Raw genomic sequence first — 19,111 nt, forward strand, 5'->3', positions numbered from 1 at the left:
CAACAGCGCGTTTCGACGCTGCTTCGAGACAAGCCAAAGCCCATCTGCAAGACGTGGCCTCGACCCGCCATCTCTAGATCGTCGGCTCGAGTCGGTGGACGGCGTCACGCCGCGGCCCATAAGATAATCGTACCCGAAAGGGAAACGCGATCTCAGCCGTCTAGAGCCGAATTCGCTTCCCCAGACGCCAACCGCCATTCCAAGTTCATTGTATCGACATTCGATATCGTAGCTTGACACAACGTCCTTTGTATCGATCTTCGATACATGGAACTGATGCAAGGCACCCTGGACATGTTGATTCTGAGAATCCTCGTTTCGGGCAAACGTCATGGTTTGGACATCTCCAAGCGTATCCAGGTCTTGTCGAGCTCCTCGCTGACCGTCGGCCCCGGATCCATGTACCCAGCCCTGCATCGCCTCGAGCGTCGCGGCTTCCTCAAAGCGAGCAAGGAAGCGGGCGCCAGCGGCAAGATGGCCAAGTTCTACCAGCTAACCGCTCTCGGCCATGAGCAAGTCGAGACCGAGCGCCAGCAGTGGCAGGAGTTCGTTTCCACCATCAACCAAATCCTCGACCAAGCCTAGCATGCGCCCCTTCCTCCGACTCCGCCAGCGCCTCGCCGAAATCCGCAACATTCTACTCGGCACGCTGCGCCTGAGATGGAAGGAGCAAGCGCTCGACGAGGAGATACAGTTTCATCTCGAAGAACGAGCCGAAGAGTTGGTTAAAAACGGCCATTCCGCCAAGCAAGCCCGCACCCTGGCCCGCAAGGAATTTGGAAACGTTGATCGCTGCCGCGAGGAGTGTCGCGATTCCTGGGGAAACCGCGTCGTCACAAACTCGATACAGGACCTCAAGTTCTCCGTACGCTCCCTCGCCCGCTCCAAAGGCTACTGTCTGACCATCATCAGCACCGTCGCTCTTTGCATCGCAGCGCACACCATCGCCTTCGCTTCGCTCTACAACCTGCTCTTCGAACCACCCCCCTTTCGCGATCCCGATCGCCTGGTGGAAGTCTACAACACCCTACCCCAAATCGGGCAGCCGAAGAGCAAAGTCAGCATCCACCAATACAAGGCATTCCAGGCGGAGGCCGATTTGTTCGACGAGCTCGCCCTCTGGTATTTCTGGACCTTCAACATCGGGGAGGACAGCAGCGCCACGCGAGGGATCGGTTCCCAAGTGACTGCTAACTACTTCGACTTGCTCGATATCGAACCGTTGCTGGGCAATTTCTTCACCGAAGAAGATCGCGAGCAAGGTCGCGAAGATCTGATCGTGCTCACCCAGACGTGTTGGGAAAATCGATACGGCGCCGATCCGGATATCATTGGAAAACAAATACAGCTCAGCGGAGCTCCCTTCACCATCGTAGCCGTGGCCCCGCGAAAGCTGGAAGCCATGAATGCCGACACGATCATGCTTCGTCCTTACACCTGGACCGAAGCGGAAGCGTCGCAGGAGCAGCACTACCGTTTTCGCCCTACCCTCTACGGACGGCTGAAGGCGGGCGTCTCCTTCGAACAAGCCGCCGCCCAGCTCAACACCATTGAAAACAACTTCGTCGAAAACGCCCCTAACCGGGAACCCCTGACGGCGAGGAAAGAGGAAGCTGGCCACGAGCTCGCTCTCGGCGCCGTTCGCGCCGAGCAAACCCGAGGCGCCCGCAACAGTCTCTTCCTACTACAAACCGCCGCCTTGCTCATCGTCGCCCTCGGCTGCGCCAACATCTCCAACCTCACTCTAAACCGTTTCAACACTCGCCTCAACGAACTCTCGATCCGCATCTCCCTTGGGGCCAACCGAGCCGCCATCTTCCGGCAACTGCTGATCGAAGGCTTCCTCCTCGCTCTGGTCGGCGCCGCAGTTGGGATAGGTATCGCAGCGCTTTGTTTTTCCTACCTCAATGCGGCCTTCGGAGACCTCGTCCGTGAAGCCCAGCCTGTCGCCATCGACGGCGCCGTAGCGCTCTCCATTCTCTTGATCGCAGCTTTGATCGCGCTCGTATCCAATATCGCGCCACTGAGCCAACTCCTTCGCTTCAGACTCGGAGCATCCGCCCAGTCGAACACCCGCCTTGCGAGCAGCAGCGCCAAATCTCGCGTCTTCTCCAACACGCTTGTGGTCATCCAATTCTCCCTCGCCATCGTGGTGCTGGTTGGGGCAAGCCTGCTCTTGCGTAGCTTTCATAAAACCATGGAGGTCGACCCGGGATTCGACACCGAGCGGGTCGTCTACTTTCGCACCGCCCGAAACATCACCCAAACCGACGTCGAAAACTGGGCCACGATCGAAAGCCGCATTCTAGAAGCGCTACGCGCCATCCCTGGGGTCGAAAGCGTCAGCTACTCGTCCACCCAGCCGGCGAACCCGCGCATCAACGTCGGTCAATGGCCCCTGCGCGGACGACCCTACCCAGGCGCAGACCAGGCCCCACGAGCCTACGCCATGGGTGTCTCGCCGAGCTACTTCGAAACCATGGGCATTCCCATTCTAGCGGGCAGATCCTTCGAGGAAACGGATTACCAAGGCAACCCCTTCCAGTACTACCTCGTCGACGAACGCTTCGCGAAAAGGTATATCGAAGACGGAAATGCCGTCGGCCAAGCCTTCGCGTTTGGCGGAAACGACGACGACCCCGAGAGCTGGCGAACCATCATTGGCGTCGCCAAGTCCGTAAACCTTGCCGGATTGGACAATTCGGAACACCTGCCCACCGTCTACTACCTTCAGCCCAAGCAACAGCCCGGCCTTTCGGTGGAGATCCGCACTCGGCTCTCGCCGGCAGCCTGCCTGTCCCTGGCCCGCGAAGCTCTCAGCGACGTCGACTCTTCCCTTCCCATGTACCATCAGGCGACCATCCAAGAACTCTTCGACGAAGGCCTGAAAGCTCGTAGGGTGCTCACCGCAGCCGTTTCCATATTGGCCGCAATCGGTCTCCTCCTCGCCGCGATCGGCGTGTACGGCATGCTCAGCTACGACGTCACGCAGCGCGTAAGGGAAATCGGGATACGCGGATCCATCGGAGCCAGCTCGCGGCAAATCGTCGCCCTCTTCGTTCGGCAAGGCATCACCAAGGCCCTCATTGGAATCGCCGTAGGAGTCATCATCGCCGTTTCCCTCGTTCGCTTCACGCGGAGCTTCCTTTTCGAAATCGAGCCCTATGACCCGTTAAGCTTCGCAGCAGCCTTCATCCTGATTTTTGGGGTCGCCTTCCTCGCCAGCTGGATCCCCGCCCGCCGCGCCGCAAGGCTCCCGCCCACCGAGGCCTTGAGAGCGGAATAGCGACCTCCCTTCGATCGCTTTCCACCCAAGCCGCCGGATTTCGACCGACATCCTCATCTGCTCGCTGAGACAGAGAGCCAAGTGATTCAGACTCAGCCTAGGGCCACCGGGAATCGACCCTGATCCTTTGAGTTCGGCCGCTTATCAATCTCGCAAGGAAGGCTGAGCTTTCGATCGAAATTTCAGGACTGAATATCTTCGTGGCGTCCTGTGTCCTGAAGGAAGCATCCCTTGTATCCAGATACCTGGAAGCGTTCGGGTACGAGCGGGCGCTTCACAAAAGCTAAGAATGCATTCATCTTTTTTGCTGGCGTCGGCAGGAAGCGATCCGTTTCGTTCGCAGCTACATGTTTGGCAAGAACGGCATCATAATCGTGTTAGGGTCTCCCAATAGTCCAGACGGCGTGCTCTTCAGCGTCGCTAAAGCTCGATGCGAACAAGCGTATAAGCTGTGGAAAGACAATCCCACCTGGAAAATCCTTTTAACCGGAGGATTTGGAGAGCATTTCAACACCACTCCGTATCCACACGCTAAGTACCTCTCGGACTACCTTGTTAAGCTTGGCGTCGCGCCAGATCGTTTTCTCGAATTTGCGTCTAGCCGCAACACCATCGAAGATGCCTCCCTATCGCGAGCAATCGTCGAAGGCCAAAATTCCAAGTGCATCGTAGTCATTACTTCCGACTACCACTTAGCGAGAGCCCGCTACCTATTTGAAAAGGAGTACAAAACACTCAGCCTTTCGATGCTGTTCATCGGAGTTCGAACCGACGAATCCCTCTGCGAGTTCGACCTGCCAAGTCAAATCCAGCACGAAAAGAGATCACTTGAAAGATTGATGGCTCAAGACAACGACTAGCACCTCATTTCGCCTCGAGGCTACCGGGCGCTTCAGAACGATCCCCAATCGTTGGCCCGTACACAAATCTTCCAACGATAGATGTCGTTGTGGGCGTTCGAGCACGTCCCCAAGCTTGCCGCTGCACCTGAGCCACCAGTTGCTCGACCGCACAACGTCCAATCTCGTTGGGACGAAGATCCAAACCCGCGGTTTGTTTATTCGTTTTCGTGAGATTGAGACAAAAGAATCCTATATCCGAGGGTATTTGATATCCGGCTTCCTGTATCCAGTCCATCACTTCATTGCCTTGGTGGGCCAAAACAATATCAGGTTCAACCTCATCGACCCAGGATAGCACGGCCGGTTTCGAGATCTCGCTCAAAAACCTTGGCTCGATGTGAGTGATATCAGGTCGTCTTGTTTGAAAGACTCGCAAAGCGGCGCTCATACGCATGTGGATTCGTTCCTCCCGTCCTTCTTCGAAGACCATACCGGGCCGACGGTAGCCGAGCGAGTAGATGCTCTCCAAAGCCTCGAGCACCGTGCGATAGTGGTCGCAGCAAACCGAGTTAAGACTCGGCTCCTCCGCTAAATAGTCTGCGTAAACGCCCGTCAGCCAATCCCAGTCGAAACGATCAAAGCTCGGCGATCTCCACGATGGCAGAAGCACCACACCGCGTATCCCTCGCGCCTTCATTATGCCGCTCAACCTCTCGGGCGTGATTTCCCCCGGATCGAGAAGGAAAAAATCGAGCCCGAAGCCCAGCTCTTTCGCGCCGTCCCGACATCCCTCAAGCAAGGCCCGATGGAAAACGCCGTGCTCCGGGCGGTCTGGTTCTCCGATCTCCACCACCGCTAAAACGCCTTGCAAGCTTCCTTCTCCAGAGCGGCGCACTGCGGACATCAGCGCGCCCACCATGGAGTTTCGACGATAGCCCAACTCTTCGGCAACTTGATGGATCAGCTTCGCCGTAGCCCAGGCCACGGTCGGCGTCCCGTTCAAAGCGTTGGCCACGGTGGCTTTCGAGTAACCGGTTTTCTGAGCGATCAGACGTATGGTGGGTTTGGCGTCCTGGGGCATTTTAGACTGTCTAAACTTCTAGGGTTTCGCTCATGGCCTCGGCAACTGGAAAATGTCAAACTGGATCGGTTAATCACGGATCCTCACGTTTACCCTTTCGAACAAGCTCCATGAAAACTCTAGCAAGAACTACCCTGGCGACTCCGGTCTCCCTATTCAAAAGCTCTCTCCTTTTCGCGGTTTGCCTCACTAGCTTCGGACCCGAAGCCCGAGCTCAGATTCGCGGCGAAGACGCGTCGCCTGGCGTTGGACTATGGAGATCGGATCCACACTACCCCGTACCCTATCGGGTGCCAGAAACCGAACAGGTGGCAGACACGCTCGCCCGCGTAGGAAAGTATGTAGACAATAACTGCCCGATCCGGTGGATCGACCTGGATACCGGAGAAGCGATCGAAGCAGGGAACTCCGACGTACTGAATCCAGGTCTTGAATACGGGCTCTTCTCTCCAATCAGCTACGAATGGGGAGTCACCTACGCTGGCATGATTAGAGCCGCGGAGGTCACTGGCGATCCCTTCTATCACGACTACGTCAAACAACGACTGGAAGCGATCGAGCAGATCGGCGCCCGCTACTTGCAGCGCCTGCCTGAGGACAGACCACGACGTTACCTGACGGACGGCTTGATCGAGCCGCACAACCTCGACCAATGCGGGTCCATGACAGCAGGTATCATCAAAGCCCACGCCCATGGCATAGGAGATGACCTCTCTCGCTTCTTCAACCCTGCGATCGACTACATCTCCAACAAGCAAATGCGGCTCGCCGACGGTACTTTCGCGCGAAATCGCCCCCTGCCCAATAGCCTTTGGCTCGACGATCTCTACATGAGCGTGCCCGCCCTCGCCCAAATGGGAAAGCTCACCGGCGAACACAAGTACTTCGACGACGCCTGCGCTCAGATTATCCAAATGAACGAGCGTATGTATCTTCCAGATACAGGAATCTATCGTCACGGATGGGTAGAGGACATGAGCCCACATCCCAGCTTCGCCTGGGGACGCGCCAACGGTTGGACGATTATGGCTACGGCCGAACTTCTGTCGGAGCTTCCCGCTGACCATCCTCAATTCGACACGATTCTCTCGATTTACCAACAGCACATCGCAGGCATCGCCGCCCACCAAGGCATCGACGGGTTCTGGCACCAGCTCCTCGACCGACCAGAAACCTATCAGGAAACCTCCGCCACCGCGATGTTCGTCTTCTCCCTCGCCCGTGGCATCAATCGTGGCTGGATCGAAGCCAGCGCCTACGCGCCGAGAGCAATTCTCGGCTGGAATGCCTTATCCACCCAGATCGACGAAGAAGGAGCCATCCATGGAACCTGCGTCGGCACCGGGATCGGTTGGGACGCGGCATTCTACGCCTATCGGCCGGTTAGCAAACATGCTCCGCACGGATACGGTCCGACGATTCTAGCAGGCGCGGAAGTGCTTGAGATGTTAGAGCTGTTCGGTGACGAGCTCAGCTTTCACGACAGCGCCATCCACTTCGGTGAAACGCCGGACTGGTAAGAATCCATTTAGACTGTCTAACCCGCGGTCGAGTAGAATTTCCCCTCCATCGAGGGCATGGTTTGAGAACCATTTTCCAGTTTTTCCCCACTCGAGTCTTCACCTACTTTCGCCATGACGAAACTTCGTTGAGCGGCCCAGGGGATATCGGATGCGCACTCCTAGAAATTCCGTCACAGCAATCTAACTACAAAACTCAACCCCCTTTCGACACCCAAACCTTTGCCTGCCTACTGAGCGTGACAGAACGGGACCACCCATCTCCAAACAAAATGCCACCTATAAAAACACCGCCTTCCACTGCCAACCATAGCGCTCTTTATCTAGACCTTAGAGAGTTCATCCGGTGGATCGAGGACGACTTCGAACCATCCCTTCGACGCAACGGGAGTACAGCCCTGTACGCCCGCCATCCAGAAGACGACGACGTAGAGCTTTACGGTATCTGCGACATGGCGAGCGTGCTCTACACCATCGACCGCTTGCCTGTCGGTGAACGAAACCTCAGAGACTGGTCCGAAGCGATCAACTCCTTTCAAACCGAAGCGCATGGGTGGTTCGCCGAGAAGAAGCCCACGCATGCTGTCATCCACAACACTGCGTATGCGCTATCCACGCTAAAGCTGTTGGGGCTGAACGCGAAAGAGACACTCAGCATCGGACCGGAATTCACATCGCCCAAAACCTATTTGCTCAGTCTCGACTGGAAGGAAAGATCGTATCCAGAAAGCCACTTCGGCGCTGGCATCGGATCAATTTGCGCGCTTGCTGACGAGCTGAGGATATCGGACTGGTTTGACGAGTACTTCGAAACTTGCGACTCGCTCTGCAATCACGACAACGGCCTGCTTGGAATAGACAAGCCCGCAGGCGGAGACATCGACCAAATCGGCGGCAGCTTCCACTACGCGTTTCTCTACCATCACTTCAATCGCCAGATGCCGTACCCGGAAGCTCGGATCAATACCGTGCTCAACCTGCAAAAGCAGGAAGGCTACTGGGATGAAAACAACCAGCTCTGGCTCACGCTCGACGCCCTCTACCTACTGACCCGCACCTCTCGCCAGACCCATCACCGCTTCGCGGAGGTCAAGGAAGCGGCACGAAGAGTGGCGCGCCTCCTCGAGCGCAATGTGTTTTCGGCTGAGGGACGCGCTAAGACCTTCGCCGGCAAACAGCCCGCACACGCCCTCGCCGCAGCGATCACCGCAGCAGCCGAGCTACAGAATTTCCTGGGCATTCAGTCGATCTATACAGATCGACCTCTACGAAACATCCTCGATAGAAGACCCTTTATCTAACGAGAATCACTTTAGGTAGAATGACACACCTAAGGCAGCGGAGGAGAAAGGGGGCCTTCGCTGCCTAAAGGCGAACCAACGTCTCCTCGAAAAAAGGGGCTCCCAACCGTCTTATTTCGCTGGCTGCCGCTGAATGCCGGCACACCAAAAGGCGCTCGCTCGCAACACCTCCCGATATGAGGGATTCTCGAAAATTTTCGGGCGATGCCCCGGTTGTAGACAAGCAATCCGCCCTTTGCCAAAGACGCGAGTCCATCCAGCAGGCCAAAATCGCCCCTCATACTTATAGGTCATAAAAACGGTCCCTTGGAAATCGGATTCGAAACGGTAGCGATAGGGCTCCTCAAAAAGCGTAAAGGGCCCTACATCCAACTCAACCGTATCGATCGCGGCGCGATCGCTCGCATACTCCATAGCTTCCTGTTCCGGATGACCATCGAAACAAGCTCCGACCATCGAACGAATTCTTGCATGATTCGCCCAGCAAATCCCGTTGTGAACGAGTAGAAGACCACCCCCCTCTTCCACAAATCGACAAAGCCGATCCGCCAGTTCGTCGGAAATCGGATCCTTCCAGACGTCCTCGTACCCGACAATCAATGACAGCGATCCATTGAGCTGCGCTTGACGTGAAAGCCCGTCTACGACCTGCACATCAAACGCTGGCTCGAAGGTTTCGAGCATAGGCGCGATCACTCTTCCCAACGGATGGTAGGGTGCCACGCTGTTTCCGAATACAATAGCTTTTGGTGACATCAGTTTTTTACCAAGAGAGTTTGTTTCCATTCAAATCGATAAATTCCGGGCGCTCCGCTATCTCGCGCTCCAACACACGCTTAACGGTTGCTAGAATGAGAGATGCCGCCTCGTCAGATTCGTAGGTTGCTTGCTCGTTCTTGCTCCCATGCATATACGATTTCACGTATCCGGGATGCACTTGCATCACTCTTCCTCCAAGTTCCCTCAGCTGCGTATGCACGAGCGCTCCCGCCATATTGAGAGCAGATTTCGACATGCAATAGCCAAACCAACGATCGCGCCAATTCTGACCGACACTTCCGGCTTCCGAAGAAATATTGACGATCAAACGTTCCTTGCTGGAAGCCACCGAGCTCCATAATTCATGGATCACCCGCAACGTACCCACTGCGTTGATACGCATTACTCTGAGGATATCGTCGAAATCGAGGCCCGGATCATCGATAGCATGCTCGATATCCCCTAGTATTCCGGCATTGTTCACCAACCAGTCGATTGACAGTCCGGTCGAACGAATCACCTCGCCAACTCTCACAATACTGTCGACGTTCTCAAGGTCCAAAGGAAGCAGCGTTACACGATCCGGATAGTTGGTATAAAGTGATTGAGGGCCCTCTCCTTCCGGATCCAAGCATGCGGCAAACACTGTATCCCCGCACTCTAGGGATTGTCGTGCCAAGGAAAAGCCGAGCCCCCTGTCCGTTCCGGTGACTAGAATCGTTCTCATTTAGAAATACGGTGTCTTCCGGAAAAGCGCTCTAAGCCTCCTTCTCGGCTAGAATCGCATCGATTCGCTTAAGCTCCGCTTCGCTGAAAGTCGCCGTGTCGAGGGCGGCTACGTTCTCCTCGATTTGCGAAACGCGGCTCGCCCCGATCAAAGTGGAAACAACCACCGGATTCCTCAAGTTCCACACCAGCGCCATTTGAGCCAACGATTGCCCACGCTCCTTCGCGATCTCATTGAGAGCACGCACTTTGGCCAACTTGTCTTCCGTCACGTCATCCGACTTGAAGAAGCGCGAATCCCGCCCCGCCCGAGAATCGCTTGGAATACCGTCGAGATAGCGATTGGTCAGAAGCCCTTGAGCCAAGGGACAAAATACCACGCAGCCCATTCCCGAAGATTCGAGAAGATCCGTTAACCCGTGTTCGATTCCACGCTCGAACATATTGTAGCGCGGTTGATGCACCAGGCACGGCGTGCCCAATCGCTTCAACTCATCTACCGCCTTTTGCGTCTGCTCGACGCTGTAGTTGGAAATCCCTACATAAAGGGCTTTTCCAGAACGAACCGCGTAATCCAACGCGCCCATCGTTTCCTCGATCGGCGTGTTCGAATCGGGACGGTGCGAGTAAAAGATATCCACATAGTCCAAGCCGAGTCGCGAAAGGCTTTGATCAAGCGAAGCCATCATATGCTTGCGCGATCCCCAGTTGCCGTAGGGCCCTTCCCACATGTCGTAGCCTGCCTTGGTGGTTACGATCAGCTCGTCCCGATACGCCGCCAGATCCTCGCTGAGAACACGCCCCATGATTCGCTCCGATGCTCCCGGAGGCGGGCCATAGTTGTTCGCTAGGTCGAAATGGTTGATGCCCAAATCAAAAGCCTTGAGTATCAGATCTCTGTTTCGGGAGTATCCAAAGTCGTCTCCAAAATTCTGCCAGAGGCCAAGGGAAAGCGCCGGCAAGAGCAATCCACTCCGACCGCAACGCCGGTAGAAAGCTTCGTTCTGGTAACGTGATTCATTTGCTAGATAGTTCATAACAGTAGAAAATTTCTCCTCTTCGATTTGCTTCGAGCATCTCTAGAAATCGATCGTCTCGAATCTGCTATCAGGAAAAGGTTCGTCCAAAAGTTGAATACAGGTTGCAGGTCCCAGATCGAATTCTCCATCCCACGATCGGAGAGCCCAGACCTCCGACTTTTCCGGAGTCACCTCCAAGGCCTGAAGCGTGCCTTTCCACTCCTCGGGATCCTTGAGTTCGCCAGGACACCAGAATGAGATCAAGGTATTCCCGTTGGCTAGTCGATGCGCTTCCTGAGGCCCGAATAAGCGATAGTCTTTTACGTCTGATTGGTTTAACTCCCACACCACCTCCCCGTCCGGACTGTATTCGCGAACGAATCCACGATTACTCGACACCAATGTATTCCCATTTTGGAGACGCTCTGCTCCCCAAGGGGACAGGACTGCGAGCTCCCAGATACGATTTCCGTCCCAGTCGTATTCAGCTACTTTGTTCCAATCCAGATGGGTTGCCAGCAATGTGCCTTCTTCCGTCACTCTCACCCTACGAAAATGTCCGTGAGTAAACTGGGGATTGCCGGTCGGCAGCTCGACTTCCTTGAGCGTTTCGTTCGTTGCCGTGTTTACAAGCAGCGCTCTCGCCGGATTTCCATTACGAACAATCAGCGCGCGATCGCTTCCTACCGGTTGAGCGACATGTATCTCGAAGCCCTCCGGCGCTTCGTATTCCCAGATCGTTCGCTTGTCCGGTCCGATCAGGCGAGCTCCTTGCATGTAGGCGATCAGCACATTGCCGTTGGCCAGCAACGAAGCGTCGCTAAACTCCTGAATGTTCCCATCTCCATCCTTGAGCGGTATTTGATAGGTCCAATCGATCTGCCCCTTTCGCACGACGAACAGGGTCTGCATCTCTTTCCTGTAGTCCCACTGCCCCGCATAAAGAAACGATTTTCCACCGATTCCAGAACCGTTAGGAGGCGGAGAACTCGACGCGTGAGCAAGCAGTCCAAACCCCATCACGAGCAGCATGGAAAGTAGTCTCATCGAATATCGAAAGGGGTTGATTGGGCAGTTCATGGGGTTGCTTCTCCTACATGACTCTCCACCCAACCAATACCCCAAAGCTATCTCTTCCCTATTTAGACAGTCTAAACGAGAGTGTCTTGAACACTTAGCTACTGTGAAGAAAGGTGTTTAAACAGACCCCCTCACCCTATGGCTAACCGACTTCTAACCTGTCTCCTCGCTGCCGCTCTCTTGGCGCTGCATGCCATTCCATTTCGAGTAATCGCGGCGGAAACTGAAATCCTGATGCTCTCCGGCACCGGCAGCGACGATACCGTGGACTGGGAATTCAAAGTCAACGGCGGGCGCAACGCTGACAAATGGTCTAGCATTCCGGTCCCTTCCAACTGGGAAATGCAGGGGTTCGGCACCTATCACTATTGGGAGGATTGGAACGAAACCCCGGCGCCCGATTCGCTTGGGCAATACCGTCACCGATTCACCGTCCCGGAGTCTTGGGAGAACAAAAGCGTAAGCATCGTCATCGGGGCCGCCATGACCGATGCCGAAGTACGGATCAACGGCGTATCCGCTGGTCCGGCACATCAAGGTGGCTTCTACCAGTTTTCCTACAACATCACCGACCTCTTGAAGTTCGGCGAGGAAAACCTACTGGAAGTCGACGTGCAAAAATACTCCTCGAACGAGTCTGTGAATCTCGCCGAGCGCCAGGCCGACTACTGGCTTTTCGGCGGCATCTTTCGTCCCGTTTGGCTGGAAGCGAAGCCTGCCGCCCACATCGATCGAATCGCCGTGGACGCCCGACACGATGGCTCCTTCACGGTCGACCTCTTCCTCAGCGGCCTCTCGAAATCCGCATCCGTTTCCGCGGAAGTCTTTACCCTCCAAGGGAAGCGCCTAACCAAAACAAAATCGCGACCGGTCGAAGCTGGACAGACCATCGCTCGGATCAGCGGAACCGCGAAGAACATAGAGCCTTGGTCTGCCGAATGGCCTAACCTGTACCAACTTCGCGTCACGCTTCGTAGTGATCGTTCAACGACACATTCGATGGACACGACAATCGGCTTTCGTACGATCGAGTTGCGACCGAAAGACGGTTTCTACCTGAACGGACAAAAGATCATCCTGAAGGGGGCGAACCGTCACAGCATTTGGCCTAGCTCCGGTCGGGCCACCAACGCCTCGCTCAGCGAGGCTGACGTGAAGCTGATGAAGGAGATGAACATGAACGCGGTGCGAATGAGTCATTATCCTCCGGATACGCATTTCCTAGAAGCCTGCGGTCGCCTTGGCCTCTACGTCATCAACGAACTCGGGGGCTGGCAGAAGAGCTACGATAGTGAGGTCGGCCCGCAGCTCGTCCGCGAAACGGTCACTCGCGATGTCAACCACCCCTCGATCATCATCTGGGCAAATGGAAACGAAGGCGGTTGGAATACCGATCTCGACGACGATTTCGCCCTCTACGATCCACAAAAGCGCCCGGTCATCCATCCCTGGCACAACTTCGGCGGCATCAACACCAGCCATTACGAAAACTTCGACTCTGGGCCAAACTGGTTCTTTCACGGCGAGGACCTGATCATGCCCACCGAGTTTCTGCACGGCCTCTACGACGGCGGACACGGAGCGGGACTCAACGATTGGTGGAAGCGCATCCAATCCCATCCACTCGGACTCGGCGGCTTTTTATGGGCCTTCGCCGACGAAGGCATCGTGCGGGAAGACCAGGACGGAGCGATCGACGTGGCAGGCAATCGCGCGCCAGACGGCATCGTTGGACCCTACCGCGAGAAGGAGGGCAGCTTCTATACCATCAAGGAAATCTGGGCCCCTATCTATCTTCCGAGAACCGAAGTCGATACGCTTCCGCCTTCCTTCGACGGGCGACTTCGCATTGAAAACCGATTCTCCTTCACCAATATCGATCAACTCAGCTTCAATTGGAAGCTACTCGCATTCCTTGGTGACAGCCTTGACGGCTCCAAAACGGAAATTGTCGAGACCGGCCGTATCGAGCCTCCCTCCGTCGCTCCGCTTCTAGATGGTTTCCTAGAAATGGAGCTGCCAGACGATTGGGCTAACAACGATGCCCTGACCTTGTCCGCCCACTATCCCGACGGCCGCGAAATCTACACTTGGTCATGGATGTTAAGCGATCCAAGCGCTGTTGCTGAAAGGCTGCTCGATAACCAAGATTCCAATACAACAATTGAAGAGTCAACTGCAGCGATCGTCCTACGAAACGGCTCGTCCTCTGCTGTCATTGATCGCAGCACCGGAATGCTCTCTCGCCTCGCGAACGATGATTTCAGTTCGCCACTCAAGAACGGGCCGATCCTACTGTCGGGCGAATCCGAGCTGCAGTCTATCGACGTGGAAAACGGCATCGTGGTAGCGAATTACGACGGGCCGCTCAAACAGGTATCCTGGGAGTTGCTTTCCGATGGTTGGCTCAAACTCGACTACACGTTTTTCCACCGCTATTTCGAGCCCACAGTCTACTTCGGCGTGTCGTTCGACTACGACGAGACGCAAGTCTCAGGAGCTCGCTGGCTCGGCAAGGGCCCTTACCGAGTTTGGAAAAATCGTAAGAAGGGAGCGGAATTTGGCATTTGGCAAAAAGCCTACAACGATACTGTCACGGGAGCCAGCTGGGCGTATCCAGAATTCAAGGGCTTCCACGACGATGTTTACTGGGCTCAACTGCAGAGCGACGCCACTCCGCTCGAAATCGTAATCGCGTCTCCCGATATCAATCTGCGGCTCTTCACGCCAAGCGAAACGGAAGAGCCCGCGAATACCCATGTCGATTTTCCTGCAGGCGATCTTTCCTTCCTGCACTCCATAGCCCCCATCGGCACCAAGTTCAAACCCGCCGCCAAGCATGGGCCCGAGGGGCAACCCAGCTGGCCACATCGCGGCGGACAAAGCTTCTCCGCGACGATTTTCTTCCGATTGACTCCCCCCTAATTCAATCGCTCGCCGATCCAGCCACGTCCCCCGAAACAACCGACGAAATTCGCCCACACCGAAGCCTCAGGTCGGCATCCCGACCTTCGAAACCTTCTACCCGCTGAATACCGACCCGTATCAGGATACCTGAACCTTTGGGGTCGCCTTCCTCGCCAGCTGGATGCCCGCCGCTAAGCTCCCGCCCACCGAGGCCCTGAGAGCGGAATAAGTCTGGATCCAAAGGTGGAACGCGGCCTCCGGACGCGTTCGAAAGACGTCTCAGTTCCGAAAACGCTCCAAACGTAATTCCCTATTGTTCGGTTTCCCGGCCGGCGACAGTATTAAGGAGTAACAGCATGACTGAAGACTCCGAACTCCTCCGACGCTATCGCGAAGACGGTTCCCGCGACGCTTTCGCAGAGATCGTCAACCGCCACATCGATCTCGTCTACTCGGTCGCCTCACGCCAACTCGGCGAGTTCGCCCATCTCGCGGGCGACGTCTGTCAGCTCGTCTTTCTCAACCTCGCCCGCAAGGCGCAGCACCTCAAACCGCAAGTCGTCCTCTCAGGTTGGCTCTACCGCAGCGTCCTGCTCGCCGCCAAGGACGCGCGACGCAAGGAAATCAGGCGACGCCAAAGGGAAAGGACCGCTATGTTTCAAGAGGAAGCCATCGAGAGACCGCACGAAAACTGGGAACAAGCGCGACCACTGATCGACGCCGCGATCTGCGATCTCAGCCAGTCCGACCAAGCCGCCATCGCCTTGCGGTTTTTCGACGAGAAAAGCCATGCGGAAATCGGGCAACGTCTCGGCATTTCGGAAGACGCTGCTCGTATGCGGGTCAAACGGGCCCTCGAGAAACTGCACCACCACCTCGCTCGCAAAGGCATCAAATCCTCCGGCGCCGCGCTCGGTCTGGTCATCGCCGGACAAGCTTCCATGGCGGCCCCGTCCGGCCTTTCAGCAGCGATCGTCCAACATTCGCTGACAGAGCTGTGCGTCGCGTCCAGCGCCTCGACGGTCAACGCCGTGATCAACTTTATGAATACAACGAAAGCCGCTAGCGTTTCCCTTTCGATCGCCTCGGTCATCGCAGCCGGTACCCTCGTGTACTTCTCGAGCCAGTTCGCCGCAGCGAACGAAAACCTCAGCCACGCCCGACTGGAGTTCGACCGATACCAAAACCTGCTCGCCGAAGCCCGATCCCTCAGAGCCGAGCTCGCTCAGGCTGGCGAACGCGAGATTTCGCCAGTCTCGCCCGCTTCGCCCCCACTCTCTATACACGGGTTCACGGAAGAGGAGTTCGAGGTCGAACTGGAAGCTTGGGTGGAGCGAGCCGACCATCTGGCCGAATACGTCGCTCGAAACCAGCGGTACCACATACCCGAACTCGACGACGCCGACGTCGCCCTCTGGATGGACTCGGTCAAAGAAGGTCCGCTGCAAACGGAGGCCGACTACCGCAAAGCCCTTTCCCGGCTCAGAGAGATGGCGAAACAAGAGTCCACCAAACAACTCACCATCGCTGTGCGCTCGTATCTAGAAGACCATGACAACCGACTGCCTCGTTCGATCGCCGAGCTTGCCGCCGTCACCGACCTAGAGCTCGATCCCGCCATTCTAGCAAGATACCATATCGATCGAAGCGTTGGCGAACGTGCCACCGACTCCGACAGCCGCAATCCCATCCTTAAGGAAGAGCCCGTCGATCCCATTTGGGAGGCGGTTATTTCCATCTACCCTCGCGGCATGATGAATCACTACAGCGTCGGTTTCAGCCTCGACGGAGCCTATTATCGATTTGAAAAAGAGCACGGCCGCGCTCCGCATAACGACCAAGAAATCGCCCCCTATCTCCCCGATTCGGCTTCGCAGGAAACTATCGCTGAATACAACGCCGCCAGATCAACGCCTATCGCATTCGACTCGAATACGATGTCAGCAGACAAGTAGGTAAGCGATGAATACGAGAATCAAACTCAGCTTCGCAATTGCGGTTTGTCTGCTCGTGGCGACAGTCGCTACGAGTCTCCACCTCGCGCAAAAAGCGCATGCGCTCGATCGTCAAGCGGATGCCCTGCAGGTTTCCGATCTCGAACAAAAGAAGGTCGTCGAAGCGATCGAACAGCTGCGGGCGGAAATCGCCCTTGTAGAGAGTCAAGAGCCCGAGCCAGATGAAGAGCCCCAAACGCAAGATAGCTCGCAACCCACGCTCCAATCGACCCCAGAAAACAGCGTCCTCGGCGACTGGCTGAAGCGCGTCGAGCGCCTTTCCGATTTTCTCAGGGCAAATCCATCGCTCGCCATTCCAGAGATGGGAAACCTGACCCCAAACGATTGGCTAGACGTTACCAAGTTCCGAAGCATCGAGACCGACGCCGATTTCCGCATCGCCCTGGCTAAGCTTCGCCAGATCGCAAAGATGCGCCAAGCCGAAGCTATTCAACACGCTTTTGCGCAATACCTGAAAGACTCCGATGGCGAACTTCCCGCTGATTCGTCCGAGCTCCTCGCCTATTCGAACGGCGCATTCGACCAGACCATCATCGAACGCTATCAGATCAACCCAAGCGGAAAAATACCCGAAAGCCCACACGCTTCCACATTGATTCTCGTTGAAACAGATGAATTCGTAGATCCGCTCTGGAACTCTCGCCTGACCTTCAGAAAGGACGGAATCTACGGTGTTCATCCTTCGCACGAGTACAAGCAGAGCCGGATCCAAGACGCCCTCCAGCGGTTCGAGACCGAACACGGACGCGCCCCCTTGAACAGCGCGGAACTCGAGTCGCTCGTTTCCGAAGAATACAGAACGAATCTCTCCGAACTGCTCGAGAGCATCACCTCGCCGGTCGAACTCCCGTAGTATTCTGCATCTGGTAGATCAACTCCGCCGAAACTTGGCTGACAGCCTACTAAATCGCACGGTAGAGCCGCCCCAAGACATAGGCGATTAGCTCGCAGGAACCTGCCTTATGAGGCAGGCAAGGTTGCAAGAGCTTTTTGTGCCTTTTCGTGGCAATTCCAAGTAAGCACGAAGCGCACACCTGCCTTGGATTCTGACGGTCACCACGGAACTCGAAAGAATCTGGCTGGGTTTCGAAATAAAAAGCGCATGGTTATACAAAGAATTCGCAGCTGCCTAACCTTACGCTGCGTCGGCTAACCACCAACCCCAACGCGCTTACGATGAAATCGATACTCCAACCGCTGATTCTAATCGGGATTTTAACCGCCGCTCTGGCCACCGCCTCCGCCCAGCCAGCAGATTGGCCCGACTTCTCCAAGCCGCACTCGGACATTCCGGTCCACGACCCGGTCATGGCTAAAGAAGGCGATACCTACTACCTGTTTTGCACCGGCATGGGCGTTGGCGTCTGGTCATCTCCCGATCTCAAACAATGGGTGCGGCTCGATCCCGTTTTCAGCGAGCCTCCCGCCTGGGCAAAAGAAGCCGTACCCACTTTTCGGGGACATATCTGGGCGCCTGACATCTACCACCACGACGGCACCTACTACCTTTACTACTCCATTTCCGCCTTCGGCAAAAACACCTCCGCGATCGGCGTAGCATCCAACAAAACGCTTGATCCGGAAAGCCCTGATTTCGAGTGGGTCGACCATGGCAAAGTCATCCAATCCTACCCGGGACTCACCAACTGGAACGCCATCGACCCGAATATAGTCGAGGCCAAGGACGGCACCCCCTACATGTCCTTCGGATCCTTCTGGGGCGGACTGAAAATCGTCGAGCTCGCACCCGATCTCATCAGCCTCGTCGAAAAGGAACCAGAGGTGCTTCCCACCATCGCCAGCCGCAAAACCGATCCCGACGCCCCCAATCCCCCAGCCCCCGGCAACAATCCCGTGGACGCCGGCGGCAACGCCATCGAGGCGCCCTTCATTTTCCGCCACGGCGACTACTACTATCAATTCGCATCGATCGACTATTGCTGCCGCGGCGCCGAAAGCACCTACAAGATGATCGTGGGCCGCTCGAAAACCGTACTAGGCCCCTACCTCGACCGCGAAGGAAAACGCCTCGACCAAGGCGGCGGCACCATCCTCCTAGAAGGCGACGAAAACTGGTACGGCGTCGGCCACAATTCCGCCTACACCTTCGACGGCACCGACTACCTCGTCTATCACGCCTACGACGCCTCCCACGAGCGAGCCATAGCGAAGCTCCGCATCAACAAGATCGCTTGGACCGACGACGGCTGGCCAACCGTCGGCGAGCTGGTAACGCCTGAAGAAGAAGGGCGATAAACCAGCCCGGCATCAAACACCCGTATTCGTGAGCTTTATACAAGTGTAGCAAGCGAACGCTATCCATCCGAACGACCAAGGTAGGGCGGTCTGGCCCAGACCGCCGAGCTGCAGGATTCGAAAACGCCCATCCGCTCCATCGGCGCCCAGCGGCGGACTGGGCCAGTCCGCCCTACCCGCTCTTCCTCCTAGAAGGCGACTAAAACTGGTACGGCGTCGGCCACAATTCCGCCTACACCTTCGACGGCACCGACTACCTCGTCTATCACGCCTACGACGCCTCCCACGAGCGCGCCATAGCGAAGCTCCGCATCAACAA

The 19,111-nt window shown here is 56.2% G+C and carries 14 protein-coding genes; 9 read left to right on the forward strand and 5 right to left on the reverse strand.

Annotated features, from left to right (window positions below; translation table 11 throughout):
* The first annotated feature begins 267 nt into the window (after positions 1 to 267).
* The 3 genes from QEH54_RS04340 (at position 268) to QEH54_RS04350 (ending at position 4,146) form a co-directional block, all read left to right on the forward strand.
* A complete protein-coding gene (locus QEH54_RS04340; protein WP_309017401.1) occupies positions 268 to 585 on the forward strand; it encodes a PadR family transcriptional regulator in 318 nt (105 codons plus the stop codon).
* Position 586: 1 nt separating this feature from the next.
* Positions 587 to 3,286, forward strand: a complete 2,700-nt coding sequence (locus tag QEH54_RS04345) for an ADOP family duplicated permease (protein ID WP_309017402.1) — start codon at positions 587 to 589, stop codon at positions 3,284 to 3,286.
* 347 nt (positions 3,287 to 3,633) lie between these two features.
* Entirely contained in the window at positions 3,634 to 4,146 is a 513-nt protein-coding gene (locus tag QEH54_RS04350; protein ID WP_309017403.1) for a YdcF family protein, read from the forward strand.
* Between the two features lie 4 nt (positions 4,147 to 4,150).
* On the opposite strand, the gene QEH54_RS04355 is transcribed toward QEH54_RS04350, so the two are convergent.
* The gene (locus QEH54_RS04355; protein WP_309017404.1) at positions 4,151 to 5,209 is read right to left on the reverse strand and encodes a LacI family DNA-binding transcriptional regulator; all 1,059 of its coding nucleotides are present in this window, start codon (positions 5,207 to 5,209) and stop codon (positions 4,151 to 4,153) included.
* A gap of 110 nt (positions 5,210 to 5,319) precedes the next feature.
* Here QEH54_RS04355 and QEH54_RS04360 point away from each other — a divergent pair, with 110 nt between their 5' ends.
* Both QEH54_RS04360 and QEH54_RS04365 read left to right on the forward strand, forming a co-directional pair.
* Positions 5,320 to 6,729, forward strand: coding sequence for a glycoside hydrolase family 88 protein (locus tag QEH54_RS04360; protein ID WP_309017405.1), 1,410 nt, complete (start codon positions 5,320 to 5,322; stop codon positions 6,727 to 6,729).
* Positions 6,730 to 7,001: 272 nt separating this feature from the next.
* Positions 7,002 to 8,030: a hypothetical protein gene (locus QEH54_RS04365; protein ID WP_309017406.1), complete on the forward strand. Its 1,029-nt coding sequence runs from the start codon at positions 7,002 to 7,004 to the stop codon at positions 8,028 to 8,030.
* Between the two features lie 111 nt (positions 8,031 to 8,141).
* Here the strand turns inward: QEH54_RS04365 and QEH54_RS04370 are convergent, their stop codons facing one another.
* The 4 genes from QEH54_RS04370 to QEH54_RS04385 are packed head-to-tail and all read right to left on the reverse strand — an operon-like array spanning position 8,142 to position 11,581.
* A complete protein-coding gene (locus QEH54_RS04370) occupies positions 8,142 to 8,816 on the reverse strand; it encodes a ThuA domain-containing protein (RefSeq protein ID WP_309017407.1) in 675 nt (224 codons plus the stop codon).
* Positions 8,794 to 9,516, reverse strand: coding sequence for an SDR family NAD(P)-dependent oxidoreductase (locus QEH54_RS04375; RefSeq protein WP_309017408.1), 723 nt, complete (start codon positions 9,514 to 9,516; stop codon positions 8,794 to 8,796). The genes QEH54_RS04370 and QEH54_RS04375 overlap by 23 nt, the downstream gene beginning before the upstream one ends.
* 31 nt (positions 9,517 to 9,547) lie before the next feature.
* A complete protein-coding gene (locus QEH54_RS04380) occupies positions 9,548 to 10,552 on the reverse strand; it encodes an aldo/keto reductase (protein WP_309017409.1) in 1,005 nt (334 codons plus the stop codon).
* Positions 10,553 to 10,594: 42 nt separating this feature from the next.
* On the reverse strand, positions 10,595 to 11,581 hold the full coding sequence (locus QEH54_RS04385) for a hypothetical protein (protein WP_309017410.1): 987 nt from the start codon (positions 11,579 to 11,581) through the stop codon (positions 10,595 to 10,597).
* A gap of 171 nt (positions 11,582 to 11,752) precedes the next feature.
* On the opposite strand from QEH54_RS04385, the gene QEH54_RS04390 reads away from it, so the two are divergent.
* From QEH54_RS04390 to QEH54_RS04405, 4 genes are all read left to right on the forward strand, one after another.
* Positions 11,753 to 14,539 (forward strand): glycoside hydrolase family 2 TIM barrel-domain containing protein, encoded by a 2,787-nt coding sequence (locus QEH54_RS04390; protein WP_309017411.1) that lies wholly within the window; start codon positions 11,753 to 11,755, stop codon positions 14,537 to 14,539.
* Between the two features lie 338 nt (positions 14,540 to 14,877).
* The gene (locus QEH54_RS04395) at positions 14,878 to 16,476 is read left to right on the forward strand and encodes a sigma-70 family RNA polymerase sigma factor (protein ID WP_309017412.1); all 1,599 of its coding nucleotides are present in this window, start codon (positions 14,878 to 14,880) and stop codon (positions 16,474 to 16,476) included.
* 7 nt (positions 16,477 to 16,483) lie between these two features.
* The gene (locus QEH54_RS04400) at positions 16,484 to 17,389 is read left to right on the forward strand and encodes a hypothetical protein (protein WP_309017413.1); all 906 of its coding nucleotides are present in this window, start codon (positions 16,484 to 16,486) and stop codon (positions 17,387 to 17,389) included.
* Positions 17,390 to 17,712: 323 nt separating this feature from the next.
* The gene (locus QEH54_RS04405) at positions 17,713 to 18,792 is read left to right on the forward strand and encodes an arabinan endo-1,5-alpha-L-arabinosidase (protein WP_309017414.1); all 1,080 of its coding nucleotides are present in this window, start codon (positions 17,713 to 17,715) and stop codon (positions 18,790 to 18,792) included.
* The last annotated feature ends 319 nt before the right edge of the window (positions 18,793 to 19,111 follow it).

The sequence above is a fragment of the Pelagicoccus sp. SDUM812003 genome (assembly GCF_031127815.1).
Taxonomy (GTDB): domain Bacteria; phylum Verrucomicrobiota; class Verrucomicrobiia; order Opitutales; family Opitutaceae; genus Pelagicoccus.